This window comes from Streptomyces iranensis, from assembly GCF_017874715.1.
Classification (GTDB): Bacteria; Actinomycetota; Actinomycetes; order Streptomycetales; family Streptomycetaceae; genus Streptomyces; species Streptomyces iranensis.
Genome location: NZ_JAGGLR010000015.1, coordinates 268,652 through 285,553, shown reverse-complemented (window position 1 = coordinate 285,553; position 16,902 = coordinate 268,652). Strand labels below are relative to the sequence as shown.

Genomic DNA, 16,902 nt, shown 5'->3' with positions numbered 1-16,902 from the left:
CGTTCAGGCGCGGGTCGAGGCGAGCTCCACGACGGTGACGTCCGGCGGCGCCCCGACCCGTACCGGCGGGCCCCAGGCGCCCGCGCCACGGGTCACATAGAGCTGGGTGTCGCCGTACCGCTCGAGCCCGGCGGCGGTCGGGTTGGCGAGCTCGGCCACATAGGTGCCGGGCCACAGCTGACCGCCGTGGGTGTGGCCGGAGAGCTGGAGATCCACGCCCGCCTTCACCGCGTCGTGGATCACCACCGGCTGATGGGCGAGCAGCACGGAGGCGCGCGAGCGGTCGCGGTCGCCGAGCGCCTTGCCGAAGTCGGGACCGTGGCCCTCGCTCTCCCCCGCCACGTCGTTCACTCCGGCGAGATCGAAGCCGGGCAGCTCGGTGCGCTCGTTCTCCAGGGGCCGCAGACCCAGCTCGCGGACGTGGTCCACCCACTCGGCGGCGCCCGAGTAGTACTCGTGGTTGCCGGTGACGAACCAGCTGCCGTGGCGGGCACTCAGCCCACGCAGCGGCTCGGCGGCCGGGCCGAGGTCGGCCACGCTGCCGTCCACGAGGTCGCCGACGACGGCGACGAGGTCGGGGTTGGTGCGATTGACCGCCTCGACGACCCGCCGGGTGTGATCGCGGCCCAGGATCGGCCCGAGGTGGATATCGCTGACGACGGCGATCCGGAAGCCGTGCGCCCGGCGCGGCAGCTTGGCGAGCGGCACGGTGATCCGCTTGACCCTCGGCCCGCGCAACACGGTGTACGTCCCGTACCCCACCGTCCCGGCCGCCACGGCAGTGGCCCCGAGGGCGACGGCCCGCGCGACGAAGAGACGGCGAGAGGGCACGGGGGCGGCGTCCCCGGGGTCCGCCGCGCCGCCTTGGGCGGCCGCCTGTGCGGTGGGCTTGGCGGCGTCGCCCTCGGCGACCTCGACCGCCCCGGCCACGGCGGGCCCCGCCGTCCCGGCCAGGGCCTCGATGGCCCCGTCGGCGACGGCCTCGGCTTCACTCACCACAGCCGCGCCCAGGCCATCCCCGACCACTGAGCCCGCGCCGCCTTCGGCGGCCGCGCCCTCGCTGCCACCCGTGCCGACGGCCGCCGGAGCAGGAGCGGGAGCAGGAGCGGGAGCAGGAGCAGGAGCAGGGGCGGGAGCGGCGGCGCCGCTGTCGTCGGCGAACGCCGTCGGCGGCCCGCCCGACGGGCCGCCGGGCGCGTCCGGGCCCTCGTCGGAGATGGCCGTCGACCGCACATCAGCGGACTTGCTCAGCCAGGCGCGCAGCAGGGGACGTACCGCCTCGCCCGCCAGGAGAGCCAGGGTCAGGTACAGGAGCAGGGCGAGCCAGAGGTAACCCGGCCAGGCGAGGGCGCGCTGGAGGGGGAAGGGCGCGCCCGCGCGGCCCGCGATCAGCGCGCCGACGCTGATCAGCGGCAGCGCGAAGGCCGCCGCCGTGCCCGTACGGCGCGCCCACCCCCCGCGCGCCGTCGTATCGCGGACAAGCCGCCGCCACACGTACCAGTGGACGCCGGTCAGCAGACCGACGACGACCAGTGCGATCAGGACGTAGAGCACGACCATCCCCGGTCCCCTCCCCTAGCGACTACGCGACTGCCTGCCACGGCAGCTGCGGCTGCGGCTGCGGCTGCCTGCCATGGCTGCCTGGAACGGCTACTCGGAGGCGTCGTTCCGGCGCAGAGCGCGCACGCCACGCAACCCGATCACCCCGATCGCCGTCCCCAAGAGAAACGAGGTGATCGCGAGCAGCAGATGCACCCAAAAGTACGCGGTGGGGTCGCCGGAGTCGTCGAAGGCGAGTCCGCTGGCGTCCTTCCACAAATTTTTGACAAAGGTGAACCAGATGACCCAGCTCCAGACCCCGAAGGCGAGCAGGAACCAGGACACGGGGCGGCTGAGCTTCATGGTCTCCAGTATGGGCGCGACCTCCCATACCCCCACGCGGGGGTCTGCCGTCAATACGTCGGCGCTGCTGTCGCTCTCCTCAGCGACGCCAGGTACGTTCACCTCCGTGCCCACACCTTCCTTCACCAGCACTCACGTCCGACACAGCACCCGTAAGAGCACCGGCAAGAGCACCGGCAAGAGCACGGACAGGATCTCCGGCAAGATCTCCGGCAAGGGCCGCACCCCCGCCCGCCACGCCGTGGCCCCGCTGGCCGCCACCGCCGCCGCCCTCCTGCTGTGCGGTCCGCTCGCCGCCGCCCCGGCGTACGCCGCCGACCAGCCGGGCGGCTCCACCGACGCGGTCAAGCCGCCCGCGCACATGTCCACGGTGGGCGGGAAGCGGCTCGGCCGCCCCGACACCCAGGTGGACCCGAAGCCGGGCGCGCCCGCGCTGCCCAAGGGGCTCAGCGGGAAGTCGTGGCTGGTGGCAGACGCCGAGTCGGGCGATGTGCTCGCCTCGCACAACGCCCACTGGCAGCTGCCGCCCGCGTCCACGCTGAAGATGCTGTTCGCGGACACGCTGCTGCCGAAGATGCCGAAGACGAAGACCCACAAGGTGCAGCTGTCCGACCTGGAGGGGATGGGTGAGGGCAGCAGCCTGGTCGGGGTCAAGGAGAACTACACCTACTCGGTCCACGACCTGTGGCTCGGCGTCTTCCTGCGCTCGGGCAACGACGCGGTGCATGTGCTGGCGGCCATGAACGGCGGGGTCCCGGCGACCGTAAAGGAGATGCAGGCACACGCGAAGTACCTGAACGCCCGGGACACCCGTGTGGTCACCCCGGACGGCTACGACGAGAAGGGCCAGGTCAGCAGCGCGTACGACCTGACCCTCTTCGCCCGCTCGGGGCTGCAGAAGGCGGATTTCCGGGAGTACTGCTCGACGGCGACCGCGCAGTTCCCCGGGACGTTCGAGAAGGACAAGAAGGGCAAGAAGACCCGCTCCAGCTTCGGCATCCAGAACACCAACCGGCTGCTGACCGGCCTCGGTGTCGACCCCTACAAGGGCATCGCCGGGGTCAAGAACGGCAACACCACGAACGCGGGCGCCACCTTCACCGGGGTCGCCCAGCGCGGCAACCGGGTACTGCTGGTCACCGTCATGAATCCGCAGCAGCAGGAGGCGAACGAGGTCTACAAGGAGACCGCGAAGCTCTTCGACTGGGGGTTCAAGGCGTCGGGCTCGGTGAACCCGGTCGGCACCCTCGTCCGGCCGGGCGCTGCGGGCGCCAACCACCCCTCGGCCGGTAGCGAGAACGGCCATAAGCACGCCCAGGCGTCCGTCTCGTCGGACGACGGAAGCTCGGGCGGTATGTGGACCGCCGTGGGCATCACGGGCGGCTCCCTGGCGCTGCTGGGCGCGGTGGCCTTCGGGGTGCACCGCCGCTGGCCGCTCCCCGAGCTGGTGCGCCGCCGCTCGCGCGACTGAGCGAAGCCCTTAGGGGCGCCGTGGCCGCCTTACCGGGCGCCGTGGCCGCCTTACGGTCGCCGCCGTCCGTTGTTCACGCCGCCGCCGGCGGGCCTTCCGGCCCGCTGGCGCGGTGCTTTTCGACCTCCGGCTCGGGCGGCCCGGACGCCTTAGGCGGCTCGGACGGCCCGGACGGCTCGGACGGCCCGGACGGCCCGGACGGCTCCTCCGGTTCGGACGGCTGGGCCTTGTCCGCCTCGGCCGCCCATTCCGCCTCGTGCTCGGCCTGGGCAGCGGGCGGGGTGGCTGTCCAGGCGGCGCAGTACAGCGTGAGTTTCGCGGTGAAGTTGATCCACAGCAGCAGCGCGATGGGCACCCCGAACGCCCCGTACATGCTCTTGGCCGCCACGTCCTTCAGATAGCTGCTGAGCAGCAGCTTGAGCAGTTCGAAGCCGATCGCCCCGATGAGCGCGGCGACCGCGACCGTACGGCGGGGCGGCTCCACGGCCGGAAGCCAGGTCAGCACGTAGCACAGCAGCAGGAAGTCGGCGCCGACGGCGATGAGGAACGCGGCGATCCGCAGCAGCCAGCCGCCGACCCCGTCCTCGGGGATGCCGATGAGCCGGGCGACCCGGCCCACGGCGGTGGCGGCCAGGGCGGACACGGCGAACGAGACGAGCGCCACCCCGCCCAGCCCGATCAGCACGAACGCGTCCTTGACCTTCCGCACCAGCGGGTTGCCGGGGTCCTCCTCCAGCTCCCATACGGCGCGCAGGCACTCGCGCAGCGAGCCCACCCAGCTGATGCCGGTGAACAGCAGCAGGGCGCCCGCGACGACCCCGATCGTGGCGGCGTTCTGGACGAGTGCGCCCAGGTCGAGCTGGCCGGAGATACCGGGGATCTGCTGGGCGAGCTTCTTCTGGAGCTGCGCCATCTGCGCCTGGCTGAGCGTCGCCGCGCCGATCGCCGCCCCGACGGCGATGAGCGGGAAGAAGGCGATGAAGCTGGTGAACGTGATCGCGGCGGCGAGCCGGCTCCAGTGGACGCGGTCGAGCCGTTCGTACGTACGCCAGGCGTGGGTGCGCATCAGCCAGGCCAGGGCGGGGCCGACGACAGGCAGCCGGGTCAACGATTCCATGATCAGCAACTACCCTTCTGCGCGTTGTCACTCCTCGGCGCGCCGGGCGCGCGGTACGGATATCCGGGTTCCCCGGACCGGCGCTCCCCTCATCACTCTTTTCGGTGAGGGCGCGCATACGGACGCACGATCACTCCATATGCTCCGGATCGTGCGGATAAGTTCCCTGCATGAAGGACGTCGTCGGTTCCCCGCAGTCGCTGCTCGTCCTGGGCGGTACGTCCGAGATCGCCCTGGCGACCGTCCGCCGCCTGATCACCCGGCGGGCCCGTACGGTCTGGCTGGCCGGCCGTCCCTCGCCCGCCCTGGAGTCGACCGCGCGGCAGCTGCGGGACCTCGGTGCCGACGCCCTTACGGTGCCCTTCGACGCGCTCGCCCCCGAGGCCCACGAGGTGACCCTGGGCAAGGTCTTCGCCGAGGGCGACATCGACCTGGTGCTGCTGGCCTTCGGCGTCCTGGGCGTCCAGGCGCGGGACGAGACCGATCCCCCGGCGGCGGTCCGGGTCGCCCAGACCAATTACACCGGCGCCGTCTCCGCGGCCCTGATCTGCGCCAACGCCATGCGCCGCCAGGGGCATGGCTCACTGGTGGTGCTCTCCTCGGCCGCCGCCGGACGGGTCCGCCGCACCGACTTCATCCACGCCTCCGCCAAGGCCGGGCTCGACGCGTTCGCCCAGGGGCTGGGGGACGCGCTGCGCGGCACGGGCGTCCATGTGATGGTCGTACGCCCCGGCTTCGTCCGTACGAAGCTCACGGCCGGGCTGCGGCCCGCACCGCTGGCCACCACGCCCCAGGCGGTCGCCGAGGTCATCGAGGAGGGGCTGCGGCGGCGCGCCCCGGTCGTCTGGGCGCCGGGCGCACTGCGGCTGGTGACGGCGGCACGCCGCCTGCTGCCCCGGTCCGTCTCCCGCCCGAGCGGGCCCCGTAGGGGTGCGGGGCCGTGTTGATGTGCGGCTCCGCCGCGCGGGTGTGACCGGCCACGACGGGCCCGCGGATGACTGACGCACCGGAACCCCGGCGGGGCGTCCCGGCGGAACGCTCAGTGAGAGGGCGCCGCCGGGCGCGAGAGATCCGCCTGACGGGGCACCACGGGCTGGGCACCGCCCGGCTGTTCATCCGCTCCGAAGGGGTATTCGCGGTCCAGCTGCCAGACCCCGTCCGCCCCCTGCTCGTACAGGGCGAAGCCGGTGATCGTCCAGGCGGCCTCGTACTCCTTGAGCTCCACGAACGCCCGGTCCATCGCCTCCTCGTCGATGCCGTGTGCGACCGTGACATGCGGGTGGTACGGGAACTGCAGCTCACGCGCGCACGGCCCGGACTCGGCCCGGATCCGCTCCTGGAGCACCGCGCACTCCTCCGCGCCCTCGACGATCCTGACGAAGACCACCGGCGAGAGCGGCCGGAAGGTGCCGGTGCCCTCCAGCCGCATCGGGAACGGCCGCCCCTCGGCCGCGACCCGCGCCAGATGGTCCTCCACGGCGGGCAGCGCCGAGACGTCGACCTCGGTCGGCGGCAGAAGGGTGACGTGCGTGGGAATGCCATGGGCGGCCGGGTCCCCGAAGCCCGCGCGCCGCTCCTGGAGGAAGCTGCCGTACGGCTCCGGGACCGCGATCGAAACGCCGAGCGTTACGGTCCCCACTGCGTTCTCCCTCCTGGCCCTCCCGGGCTGCTGGGTTCTGGCCGCTGCACCCGTGTCAGTGTGGCGGCTGCGCTGCCCTCGCGGCTAGATTCCTCGGTCCTTTGGCACACCCGTCCAAAGGCCCCCTGGTCAGGGGGCCGGACTGGTATGTTCCGCTTTCCGCGCGGGTCCGTATTCATAGGTGCGCGGGGCGCTCCGTGCTCACCGGGCGGTGCGCACGGCGCTCGGCGTGCCGCTCAGCGCGCCGCGGGCAGGAAGCCCACTTTGTCGTAGGTGGCGGCCAGCGTCTCGGCGGCGACGGCTCGGGCCTTGTCCGCCCCCTTGGCCAGGATTCCGTCCAACGTCGCGGGGTCGCGCAGGTATTCCTGGGTCCGCTCACGGAACGGCGTGACCCACTCGACCAGCACCTCGGAGAGCTCGGTCTTGAGCGCGCCGTAGCCCTTGCCCTCGTAACGGCGCTCCAACTCCGCGATGGCGGTGCCGGTCAGGGTGGAGTAGATGGTCAGCAGATTGCTGACGCCCGGCTTCTTCTCCTCGTCGAAGCGGATCTCCGTCTCGAGGTCGGTCACCGCACTCTTGATCTTCTTCGCCGAGACCTTGGGCTCGTCGAGGAGGCTGACGATGCCCTTCGGCATGGACGCCGACTTGCTCATCTTGATCGTCGGGTCCTGGAGGTCGTAGATCTTCCCCGTCTCCTTGACGATGTACGGCTCGGGAACGGTGAAGATCTCGCCGAAGCGGCCGTTGAAGCGGTCCGCCAGATCGCGGGTGAGCTCGATGTGCTGGCGCTGGTCCTCGCCGACGGGGACGTGGTTGGCCTGGTAGAGCAGGATGTCCGCGACCTGGAGGATCGGGTAGGTGAAGAGGCCGACGGTGGCCCGGTCGGCGCCGTGCTTGGCCGACTTGTCCTTGAACTGCGTCATCCGGGACGCCTCGCCGAAGCCGGTGAGACAGTTCATCACCCAGCCGAGCTGGGCGTGCTCGGGCACATGGCTCTGGATGAAGAGCGTGCAGCGGTCCGGGTCCAGGCCGGAGGCGAGCAGCTGGGCTGCGGCGAGCCGGCTGTTGGCGCGCAGCTCCGCCGGATCCTGCGGCATGGTGATCGCGTGCAGGTCGACCACGGTGTAGAACGCGTCGTGGGTCTCCTGCAGCGCGACGTACTGCCGGATCGCACCGAGGTAGTTGCCGAGGTGGAAGGAACCTGCGGTGGGCTGGATACCGGAGAGTGCACGGGGACGATCGAGGGCCATGGCACCCATTCTCTCAGGTGTGGAACCAGACTCCGTCCGCCGGTGTATGAGATGTGTGAGGACTGGTGAAGCACAGATCATCGCGCGAGTGCGGGCCGGCGACGCCGAGGCGTACGCCGAGCTGGTGCGGGCTCATGCGCCGATCGCGCACCGCACCGCCCGGCTGCTCGGGGCGGGCGCGGATGCCGAGGATGTGGTGCAGGACGCCTTTGTGAAGGCGTATCTCGCGCTCGGGCGGTTCCAGAGCGAGGCGGCGTTCCGGCCCTGGCTGCTGCGGATCGTCGCCCATGAGACGAGTAACGCGGTGCGCTCGGCGCGCCGGAGGCGCACGGCGGCGGACCGGGAGGGGGCGCTGCTGGCCGGAGCCGAGCCGGTGATACCGGAGTCGGCCGATCCGGCGGCCGTGGCGCTGGCGGGCGAGCGGCGGGCACGGCTGCTGGCCGCGCTGGAGGAGCTGAGCGAGCCGCAGCGGCGAGTGGTGATCTACCGCTATCTGCTGGATCTGGACGAGGCGGAGACCGCGGAGGCGCTGGGCTGGCCGCGCGGCACGGTGAAATCGCGGCTGAGCCGCGCCCTGAGACGGCTGGAGCGGCTGCTGGGGCCGTCGGAGATGTCGGAGACCGAGAGGGAGACGGCCGATGAGATGGAGTGGGGAGGCGAAGGAGATGGCCGAGGAAGGGCTGCCCGGAGAGCTGCGGGCGCTCGGGCGGGGGCCGGGGATACCGCCGTCCGGCGGACCGTCGCGGCACGGCGTGTCGCAAGCGGGCGGCGTGGAGCCGGAGGACGGCGCGCCCTCGGGGGCGGCGGCGGACGGCGTCCCGCCGGCGGGCGGGGAGACGCTGGTCGAGCGGGTGCTCGCCCGGATCGTGGGCCTGCCGGTGCCGGTGGCCGACGACGACCGGATCCTGGAGGAGCAGTGGTGGCGGCCCCTGCCCGGCCTGGAGGCCGGGCAGGGCCCCGCGCCGGAGGTCAGCCGGTCGGCAGACCGGGCGCCGGGTAGGCCGCCATCAGCTCGGACACCTCGGCCCTGATCTTGGTGAGGGCACCCTCGTCACCGCTCTTCGCGGCGGTCACCCCGCGGTCGATCCAGTCGGCCACCGCGGGCATGTGCTCGGTGGTCAGACCTCGCGAGGTGAGGGAGGGGGTGCCGATCCGGATACCGGAGGGGTCGAAGGGCTTGCGCGGGTCGTACGGGACGGTGTTGTAGTTCACCACGATCCCGGCCTGGTCCAGGGCCTTGGCCGCGACCTTGCCCGGCACCTCCTTGGGCGTCAGGTCCATCAGGATCAGATGGTTGTCGGTGCCGCCGGAGACCAGGTCGAAGCCGCGGGCGAGCAGTTCCCCGGCGAGCGCCTTGGCGTTGGCGACCACGGCTCGGGCGTAGTCACGGAAGGCGGGCTGGGCGGCCTCGTGCAGGGCCACCGCGATGGCGGCGGTGGTCTGGTTGTGCGGGCCGCCCTGGAGCCCGGGGAAGACGGCCTTGTCGATGGCCTTGGCATGGGTCTCGCGCGACATCAGCATCGCGCCGCGCGGACCCCGGAGCGTCTTATGGGTGGTGGTGGAGATGACATCGGCGTACGGGACGGGCGAGGGGTGGGCGCCGCCCGCGATCAGACCGGCGATATGCGCGATATCGGCCACGAGCACCGCGTCCACCTCGCGGGCGATCTCCGCGAAGGCGGCGAAGTCGATCGTGCGGGGCACCGCCGTGCCACCGCAGAAGATCAGCTTGGGCCGCTCCTTGCGGGCCAGCCCGCGCACCTGGTCGAAGTCGATCACGCCGGTGTCCTGCCGCACGCCGTACTGGACACCGCGGAACCAGGTGCCGGTGGCGGAGACGCCCCAGCCGTGGGTGAGATGACCACCCATGGGCAGTGACATGCCCATCACGGTGTCACCGGGCCGGGCGAAGGCCAGATAGACCGCGAGGTTGGCGGGCGAGCCGGAGTAGGGCTGGACATTGGCGTGCTCGGCGCCGAAGACGGCCTTGGCCCGGTTGATCGCCAGGGTCTCCACCTGGTCGATGACCTGCTGACCCTCGTAGTAGCGGCGGCCCGCGTAGCCCTCGCTGTACTTGTTCTGCAGCACCGTCCCGGAGGCCTCCAGGACGGCGGCGGAGACATAGTTCTCGCTCGGGATCAGGCGCAGGGTCTCGGACTGCAGCAGCTCCTCGGAGCCGACGAGGGAGGCGAGTTCGGGGTCGGCGGCGAGAAGGGCGGGGTGGGACAGGGGCAGGCTCATCGAGTCCTCCGGGGCGATCGGCGACGGTCCGGTCGTGTCCCGGGGTGCCCAGGCGGGCGGCACCTCGTGGCGCTGTGGCCGCGCATCGCTTCCTCGTGGTCGGTTCCACGCTCGGCTCGCCAGTCACGGTGCGCACCCCCACTCTAGCTAATGAGACAAGGAGGACAAGATGGGACCGGGACGCTCCGCGGAGCGGGCCATCGCCGCCGCCGAGGCCCATGGCGCGCACAACTACCATCCGCTGCCGGTCGTCGTCGCGTCCGCCGAAGGCGCCTGGATGACCGATGTCGAGGGCCGCCGCTATCTCGATCTGCTCGCCGGATACTCGGCGCTCAACTTCGGGCATCGCAACCGCCGGCTGATCGAGGCCGCCAAGGCCCAGCTGGACCGGGTCACCCTCACCTCCCGCGCCTTCCACCACGACCGCTTCGGCACCTTCTGCTCCGAGCTGGCCGAGCTGTGCGGCATGGAGATGGTGCTGCCCATGAACACGGGCGCGGAGGCGATGGAGACGGCCGTCAAGACCGCCCGCAAATGGGGCTATCGGATCAAGGGCGTCCCGGACGGCCGGGCCAGGATCATCGCCGCCGGGAACAACTTCCACGGCCGGACGACCACCCTCATCAGCTTCTCCACCGATCCCGAGGCCCGTGCCGACCACGGCCCCTTCACCCCGGGTTTCTCGATCGTGCCGTACGGGGATCTGGCGGCGATGGCGGCGACGCTGGACGCCGCGCCCGAGGAGACGGTCGCGGTGCTGCTGGAGCCGGTCCAGGGCGAGGCGGGGGTGGTGGTGCCGCCGCCCGGCTATCTGGCCGGGGTCCGGGAGCTGACCCGGGAGCGGAATGTGCTGTTCATCGCCGATGAGATCCAGTCGGGCCTCGGCCGCACCGGCACCACCTTCGCCTGTGAGCACGAGGGCGTGGTCCCCGATGTCTATGTGCTGGGCAAGGCGCTGGGCGGCGGGGTGGTGCCGGTGTCGGCGGTGGTGTCCTCCCGCGAGGTTCTCGGGGTGCACCGCCCCGGGGAGCACGGCTCCACCTTCGGCGGCTCCCCGCTCGCCTGCGCGGTCGCCCTGGAGGTCATCGCCATGGTGCGGACCGGGGAGTTCCAGCGGCACTCGGCCACGCTGGGCGAGCTGCTCCACCGCGAGCTGGGGCTGCTGCTGGGAAGGGGGGTCCAGGAGGTGCGCGGCCGGGGGCTGTGGGCGGGGGTGGACATCGATCCGTCGCGAGGCACCGGGCGGCAGATCTCCGAGCGGCTGATGGACCGCGGAGTGCTGGTCAAGGACACCCATGGCGCCACGATCCGGATCGCCCCGCCCCTGGTGATCAGCGAGGAGGATCTGGAGTGGGGGCTGGATCAGCTGAGGGCGGTGCTGGCCGAATGACCCGGTCTCGCTCAGCGGATGACGTGCGGGATGAAGCGCGCGTACTCATCCGTCACCAGCCCCGCCGACTCGCGGATGCCGAGCCCCGCCGACTCGCCCTCGACCACCCAGGTGCCGAGCACCACGCGGTTGCCGTCGAAGTCGGGCAGCGGCGCCAGTTCCTGGTAGCAGCACGGCTCATCGCGCACGACGGGCTCCTCGCCCGGCGGATGCACGGTGACCCCCGCACCCTCGCGGCCCAGCAGCGGTTTGGCCACATAGCCGGTGGTGCGGGCCAGTTCCCGGGGGCCGTCGAGGTAGGCGGGCAGCAGATGGGGGTGGCCCGGGAAGAGCTCCCACAACACGGCCAGCAGCGCCTTGTTGGACAGCAGCATCTTCCAGGCCGGTTCGATCCACAGGGTGGATCCGGTGCCGCCCCCGTTGTCCAGCGTGTCCAGCACATGCGGGCCGAACCGGTCGGTGGCCAGCCACTCCCAGGGGTAGAGCTTGAAGCAGCTCCGGATGAAGCCGAACCGCTTGTCGACGAAGCGGCCCGACAGCCGTTCCCAGCCGATGTCCTCCATGGAGATCGCCTCGGTCCTCAGCCCGGCCTGCTCGGCCGTCTCGCGGAGGTAGGCCACCGTCATCAGGTCCTCGCCCAGTTCGTCCCCGGCCGAATGGGCGAAGTACAGGGGCGTCCCCGGCGGCAGCAGCGCCGCCTGGGTGCGCCAGGCGTCCACCAGCCGTTCATGGAGGGAGTTCCACTGGTCGGCGCCCGGGAAGCGGTCCTCCATCCAGAACCACTGCGCGCTGGCCGCCTCCACCAGCGAGGTGGGTGTGTCGGCGTTGTACTCCAGCAGCTTCGCCGGGCCCGACTCACCGTCGTGGCGCAGGTCGAACCGGCCGTAGACGCTGGGCTGTTCGGCCCGGCGGTGCCAGGACTCGGCGATCAGCCCGGCCAGCCGCGGATCGTCGATGCCGAGGTCGGCGAAGCGGCCGGTCTCGACGATATGGGCGGCCGCCGCCAGCGACATCCGGTGCAGCTCCTCGACGACCTCCTCCAGCGCCTCGACCTCGGGCAGCGAGAACGCGTAGTAGGCGCTCTCGTCCCAGTAGGGGCGCAGCGAGCCGTCCGGGTAGCGGGTCAGCGGATAGATGACTCCCTGCTCCTCGACCGTGGACTGCCAGTCGGGGCGGGGGTCGATGGTGTGGCGCTTCATCGTGGGGCGGCCCGCTCAGCCGCCGCTGGAGCCCGAGCAGCCGAAGCCGCCCCGGTCGGCCGCCTTGCTCTTGTCGAAGGTGCCGTAGTCCGCCCAGCGGCCGCTGACGTCGGAGTCGTAGTACCACTCGCCGTCGACGCCCGATGTGCCCCGGCTCTTCTTGCCCTTGCCGCCCGTGGTGGACGAAGAGCCCTTGCAGGCACTGGAGTCGACGATCCGATAGCCGTTCACCGCGTCATAGCTGTCCCGGTCCACACAGCGCTTGTCCGGTTCCGAACCACAGGAGGTGAGCGCCGCCGCCAGCGCGCCCATACCGCCCAGGATCACCGTGCTCGACCGCAGCCGCCGCGTCGTCTTCCGCTCCATCCCCGTCTCCCCCGTTCCTCTCCCCCGAGGCCGTGATCTCCTCCGAGGCAGTCGTCCCGCCCGCGGCCCTCGTCCCGTTCGCGACCCTCGTCCCGCCCGAGGCCGTGACCGCTCACCTTAACCTCGCGCTTCCGCGAAGCGCGCCGCTCGACGGAGGGCGGTGATGGTCGGCCGCTCGTCATCGGCTCGTGTGATGACGGCGATCTCCGGGGCCGCTCCCTCCAGGGGAACGAACCGCACATCGGGGCGCGGATAGAAGTCGCGTGCCACCTCCGCGTGCAGCGAGATGTATCCGCTGGTGGCGACGGCGGTCGGGATGGCGGCCGGCTGACGGACGACCGGTGCGTTCGGCCCCGGCTCGGCAGCGGGCCCGAGCCATTCATGCAAGGCCGGGCTCAGGCGTGGAGTCGCCAGCCATGGCCCGTCGGCGACCTCGTCCATGGTCAGAAACGTGGCGTCGGCAAGCTGCGACCGGGCGGGCACCACCGCGACCCGGGGTGACGACAGGACGACGTCGGACCGCAAGCCGTCCACCGAACCGGCGTGCCACATGATCCCGGCGTCCACGGTGTGGTCGAGCACGGAGCGATATTGCGTGGACCAGTCCAGGTCGACGTACTCGATGCGTAACCCGGGCACCTGAGCGGTCAGCGCCGCACGCAGATCATCCCACCTCTGCCCCGCTCCGAATCCGAGCACCCCGAGGCGCAGCGTCCGCTCGTCCCGTCCGGCGCCCTCGGACCTGGCGCGCTCGGCGAGCTGGCCCACCGCCTCGAGCAGTACCCGGGCCTCGGCCACGAACCACACACCCGTCGGGGTCAGGGTCACCCGCCGACTGGTCCGCTCGAACAGCGAAGCGCCTACCTCGCGCTCGAGACGCCGGATGTACTGCCCGAAGGGCTGCTGCGAGATGTGATGCCGCTCGGCCGCCCGCCCGAAATGCAGTTCCTCGGCCAGGGTCACCACATAACGCAGTGAGCGGATCTCCATCGAATCTCCACGGAACAGCCAGGCAGGCATCGGCGCGCAGCCGGGCGGGCGCATCGGACAGAACAATTTTGACTGATGATCCAGATGGATCTTCGTGATGTCCTGCTTTGCGGATAGCGGCCATCGCTATCAACGGAAACTACTTGCTAAGGGGCTGTATATGATGCTTCGTAAGGCTTTGGTCACGCTCGGGTGTGTGGCAGCGATCGGAATGGCGGGTGCGGGTACGGCTTCGGCATCCGCCCAGCACACGCAGTCAGTTGCCGGGACGCAGTCGACCGTCGGAACGCAGTCGGCTGTCGGGACGCAGTCAGTTATCGGCAACTTCAAGACCAGGGACGAGTGTAAAAGAGTGGGGACATTCCTGGCGGCACTTGGTTCCCCGCGCACTCACGGGTGGTCTTGCATGTTGAACCAGCAGGGCACGTACACGCTGCGTGTTTTCTAGGCGGTGCGAAGAGTTTGCTGGGCGCCCAGCGTGTGACCTGAGCGCCCAGCGCATGACCTGCGGAAACTGGAGGAATCAGGGCAGGAATTGCTCTGGGCGGGGACTGTCTGACCGACGCGTGGGGCGTCAGGGCAGCACCCGGCACAGCGCCTCCAGCGCGCCTGTGAAGGCGTGGTCGGGCGGGGCGCCATAGGCGAAGACCAGCGCGTCCAACTGCCCGTCCGGGCCCGGTCCGGGCTTGTCCGGCTCCCGCTCCTCGCGATAGCGGTAGCGGGACAGCCCTTCCAGGGCGAGGCTCTGCCAGGCCGCGCCCTGCACCACGGACCGCTCGGTACCCGACGGCAGTTGGATCACCGCGTGCAGTCCAGCCGCGATGCCCGTGACCCGCACCCGCGGGGCGCGTTCGGCGAGCGCCGTCACCAACTGGTCGCGGCGCCGCCGATAGCGCATCCGCATGCCACGCACATGGCGGTCGTACGCCCCGGATTCGATGAACTCCGCGAGCGTCAGCTGGTCCAGCGCGCCCGACTGCCACTCCCCGGTTGCCTTGACCGCCAGGACGTCGTCCAGCAGATGGTCCGGCACCACCATCCACGCCAGCCGCAGCGCGGGCGCCAGGCTCTTGCTGGCGGTGCCCAGATACACCACATGCTCGGGGTCGAGCCCCTGGAGCGCCCCGACCGGGTGACGGTCATAGCGGAACTCCCCGTCGTAGTCGTCCTCCAGGACCAGCCCGCCCACCCGCGACGCCCAGTCGACCACGGCGGCGCGCCGGTCGGGGTGCAGCGAAACCCCGGTGGGGAACTGATGCGCCGGGGTGAGCAGAACGGTCCGCAGCCCGGCGGACCGGTCCAGCTCCGCCGTGCGCGCGCCCTGCTGATCGACCGGCAGCGGCACGGTGCGCAGCCCGGCCCCGCGCATCACGTTCCAGTGGACATCGAGCCCGTAGGACTCCACGCCCACCTCACGGTGCCCCGCCTTCGCCCGCACCCTGCTGAGCAGGGCCAGCCCCTGGACGAACCCCGCGCAGACCACGATCCGTTCCGGCGCGGCCCGCACCCCGCGGGCGCGCGCCAGATAGTCGGCCAGGACCCGCCGCAGCTCGGGCCGTCCGGCGGGGTCGCCGTAGCCGAAGGCCTCGTTCGGCGCGGCGGTCAGGGCGCGCCGGGCCGCGGAGAGCCAGGCGGACCGGGGGAAGGCCGAGACATCGGGCTGACCGGCCCGCAGATCGTAGATGGGCCGGGTGGCGGCCACGGCGGCGGGCGGGGGCGTGCGCGGCGGCGCGGGCTCCGGCGGCACGACGCGCCGGGCGACCCGGGTGCCCGAGCCCTGCCGGGCCGTCAGCCAGCCCTCGGCCACCAGCTCCCCATAGGCGTCGGCCACGGTGTTCCGGGCGATGCCGAGGTCGGCGGCGAGTGAGCGGGAGGACGGCAGCCGGGTGCCCGGGGGAAGCCGCCCGTCGCGGACGGCGTCGCGCAGGGCACGGATGAGCGCGTCCCGCACCCCGGCCCCGCCGCCCCGCGGCAGATCCAGATGGAGATCCGCCCCCGGCCCGGCCGGGCCGCCCGCCCGCTGTCCGGGTTCACCCCTCGGAGTGGCCCATGAATCCGCCATGGAAATGGACCATACCCCTGGGCCGCCCGGCCTCTAGCGTGAAGGCATGACGACCGGAACTTCTCACGCACACGGCCCCCGGATGCAGTTCGCCAAGGCCGCCCCCGAGGTCTACAAGGCCATGGTCGCCCTGGACGCGGCCGCCAGAAAGGGCGTCGACCCGACGCTGGCCGAGCTGGTCAAAGTCCGTGCCTCACAGCTCAACCACTGCGCCTTCTGCATCGACATGCACACCAAGGACGCCCGCGCGGCGGGCGAGTCCGAGGAGCGCCTGTACCTGCTCAACGCCTGGGAGGAGGCGGGCCACCTCTACTCCGAGAAGGAGCAGGCCGCCCTCGCCCTGACCGAGGCCGTCACCGTCCTGACCGACGGCTTCGTCCCGGACGAGGTCTACGAGCAGGCCGCCAAGCACTTCGAGGAGCGGGAGCTGGCCCAGCTCATCGCCCTGATCTTCACCATCAACGCCTGGAACCGCATCGGTGTGACCACCCGCATGACCCCCGGTGCCTACAAGCCGACCGTGTGACCATCTGCCCCCGTCGTCGTTATTGACGACGGGGGACCGTTATCCGACATCGGAGTCATCGCGTAACGCATGATGGTGACAGGCCCCCGCATGGCAGTACGGCACGAAGGCAACACAGCCAGAAGGGGGACCCGCCAATGGGAGGTCTCGTGATGACGGCGCCACTGCCCGACCAAGAGTTCGAAAATCTGCTCGACATCCATGCCCAGCTGGAGCTGCCGGATGGAATGCGAGCAGAACTCATCGGGGGGGAGATCGTCATCTCACCGACGCCTGCGAATTTCCACAACTGGATCTTCAGCGAGCTGAACCTCCAGCTCGTCCGCGAGGTACCGACGCAATGGCGCATTACCAACACCGCCACGGTCTTCCTCCCCGCGACGGAGGAGAGGTTCATTCCGGACCTGCTCATCTGCGAGTCGGAAGCGCTGAAGAGCATGGAGGAATGGCAGGTCCAAGCGGATGACGTCCTGCTCGTCGCCGAGATCACATCGCCCTCCACAAGAGCGCGAGATCTCCAGGCCAAGGTCAAGGGCTACGCCCACTCCAACGTGCCGATCTATTTGCTGATCGACCCGCACGACGGCGACGGGAGCACGACGGTGTACTCGCATCCCGACGGGAAGGGCCTCTACCGCGATGAGCACCGAGCGATGTTCGGGGAGAAACTGACGCTCCCCGAACCGCTCGGCCTCGAACTCGACACCGCGGGCTTCCTCAAGTAATCCGGTCGCCCAAGCTGCCCTGAG

Annotated in this window: 15 protein-coding genes, 1 pseudogene and 1 riboswitch; of the genes and pseudogenes, 6 read left to right on the top strand and 10 right to left on the bottom strand. The window is 71.1% G+C overall.

Going from position 1 to position 16,902, the window contains the following annotated elements:
- Positions 1-3: 3 nt before the first annotated feature.
- Together J2Z30_RS27440 and J2Z30_RS49910 are read right to left on the bottom strand one after the other, a co-directional pair.
- Positions 4-1,560 (bottom strand): metallophosphoesterase, encoded by a 1,557-nt coding sequence (locus J2Z30_RS27440; protein WP_044573910.1) that lies wholly within the window; start codon positions 1,558-1,560, stop codon positions 4-6.
- Between the two features lie 90 nt (positions 1,561-1,650).
- Complete coding sequence (locus J2Z30_RS49910; protein WP_037953585.1) at positions 1,651-1,902, bottom strand: SCO4848 family membrane protein; 252 nt, start codon at positions 1,900-1,902, stop codon at positions 1,651-1,653.
- 106 nt (positions 1,903-2,008) lie between these two features.
- Between J2Z30_RS49910 and J2Z30_RS27435 the strand changes: the two genes are divergently transcribed.
- Complete coding sequence (locus J2Z30_RS27435) at positions 2,009-3,373, top strand: D-alanyl-D-alanine carboxypeptidase family protein (protein WP_486389185.1); 1,365 nt, start codon at positions 2,009-2,011, stop codon at positions 3,371-3,373.
- Between the two features lie 73 nt (positions 3,374-3,446).
- Here the strand turns inward: J2Z30_RS27435 and J2Z30_RS27430 are convergent, their stop codons facing one another.
- The gene (locus J2Z30_RS27430) at positions 3,447-4,490 is read right to left on the bottom strand and encodes a YihY/virulence factor BrkB family protein (protein ID WP_078957362.1); all 1,044 of its coding nucleotides are present in this window, start codon (positions 4,488-4,490) and stop codon (positions 3,447-3,449) included.
- A gap of 170 nt (positions 4,491-4,660) precedes the next feature.
- Between J2Z30_RS27430 and dprE2 the strand changes: the two genes are divergently transcribed.
- Positions 4,661-5,437: a decaprenylphospho-beta-D-erythro-pentofuranosid-2-ulose 2-reductase gene (gene dprE2 / locus J2Z30_RS27425; RefSeq protein ID WP_044573908.1), complete on the top strand. Its 777-nt coding sequence runs from the start codon at positions 4,661-4,663 to the stop codon at positions 5,435-5,437.
- Between the two features lie 92 nt (positions 5,438-5,529).
- On the opposite strand, the gene J2Z30_RS27420 is transcribed toward dprE2, so the two are convergent.
- Together J2Z30_RS27420 and trpS are read right to left on the bottom strand one after the other, a co-directional pair.
- Positions 5,530-6,129, bottom strand: a complete 600-nt coding sequence (locus J2Z30_RS27420; RefSeq protein ID WP_044573906.1) for a 2'-5' RNA ligase family protein — start codon at positions 6,127-6,129, stop codon at positions 5,530-5,532.
- 236 nt (positions 6,130-6,365) lie between these two features.
- Positions 6,366-7,379, bottom strand: coding sequence for a tryptophan--tRNA ligase (gene trpS, locus J2Z30_RS27415; RefSeq protein WP_044573904.1), 1,014 nt, complete (start codon positions 7,377-7,379; stop codon positions 6,366-6,368).
- Positions 7,380-7,455: 76 nt separating this feature from the next.
- On the opposite strand from trpS, the pseudogene J2Z30_RS27410 reads away from it, so the two are divergent.
- A pseudogene (locus tag J2Z30_RS27410) lies at positions 7,456-7,977 on the top strand (RNA polymerase sigma factor); the annotation flags it as partial.
- A gap of 371 nt (positions 7,978-8,348) precedes the next feature.
- Here J2Z30_RS27410 and glyA read toward each other — a convergent pair.
- Complete coding sequence (gene glyA, locus J2Z30_RS27405; RefSeq protein ID WP_044581814.1) at positions 8,349-9,620, bottom strand: serine hydroxymethyltransferase; 1,272 nt, start codon at positions 9,618-9,620, stop codon at positions 8,349-8,351.
- Positions 9,621-9,659: 39 nt separating this feature from the next.
- Positions 9,660-9,757, bottom strand: a riboswitch (ZMP/ZTP riboswitch).
- 32 nt (positions 9,758-9,789) lie between these two features.
- Here glyA and rocD point away from each other — a divergent pair.
- On the top strand, positions 9,790-11,010 hold the full coding sequence (rocD, locus tag J2Z30_RS27400; protein WP_044573902.1) for an ornithine--oxo-acid transaminase: 1,221 nt from the start codon (positions 9,790-9,792) through the stop codon (positions 11,008-11,010).
- Positions 11,011-11,021: 11 nt separating this feature from the next.
- Here the strand turns inward: rocD and J2Z30_RS27395 are convergent, their stop codons facing one another.
- The 4 genes from J2Z30_RS27395 to pdxR all read right to left on the bottom strand — a co-directional run bounded on the left by J2Z30_RS27395 (position 11,022) and on the right by pdxR (position 15,627).
- Positions 11,022-12,209, bottom strand: coding sequence for a glutathionylspermidine synthase family protein (locus J2Z30_RS27395; RefSeq protein ID WP_044573899.1), 1,188 nt, complete (start codon positions 12,207-12,209; stop codon positions 11,022-11,024).
- Between the two features lie 15 nt (positions 12,210-12,224).
- A complete protein-coding gene (locus tag J2Z30_RS27390; protein WP_044573897.1) occupies positions 12,225-12,575 on the bottom strand; it encodes a hypothetical protein in 351 nt (116 codons plus the stop codon).
- A gap of 117 nt (positions 12,576-12,692) precedes the next feature.
- On the bottom strand, positions 12,693-13,565 hold the full coding sequence (locus J2Z30_RS27385; RefSeq protein WP_044573895.1) for a LysR family transcriptional regulator: 873 nt from the start codon (positions 13,563-13,565) through the stop codon (positions 12,693-12,695).
- A 574-nt stretch (positions 13,566-14,139) separates the two neighbouring features.
- Positions 14,140-15,627 (bottom strand): MocR-like pyridoxine biosynthesis transcription factor PdxR, encoded by a 1,488-nt coding sequence (gene pdxR / locus J2Z30_RS27380; RefSeq protein ID WP_044573892.1) that lies wholly within the window; start codon positions 15,625-15,627, stop codon positions 14,140-14,142.
- 46 nt (positions 15,628-15,673) lie between these two features.
- On the opposite strand from pdxR, the gene J2Z30_RS27375 reads away from it, so the two are divergent.
- Both J2Z30_RS27375 and J2Z30_RS27370 read left to right on the top strand, forming a co-directional pair.
- Complete coding sequence (locus J2Z30_RS27375; protein ID WP_044573890.1) at positions 15,674-16,153, top strand: carboxymuconolactone decarboxylase family protein; 480 nt, start codon at positions 15,674-15,676, stop codon at positions 16,151-16,153.
- 152 nt (positions 16,154-16,305) lie between these two features.
- Entirely contained in the window at positions 16,306-16,878 is a 573-nt protein-coding gene (locus tag J2Z30_RS27370) for a Uma2 family endonuclease (protein ID WP_044573885.1), read from the top strand.
- The last annotated feature ends 24 nt before the right edge of the window (positions 16,879-16,902 follow it).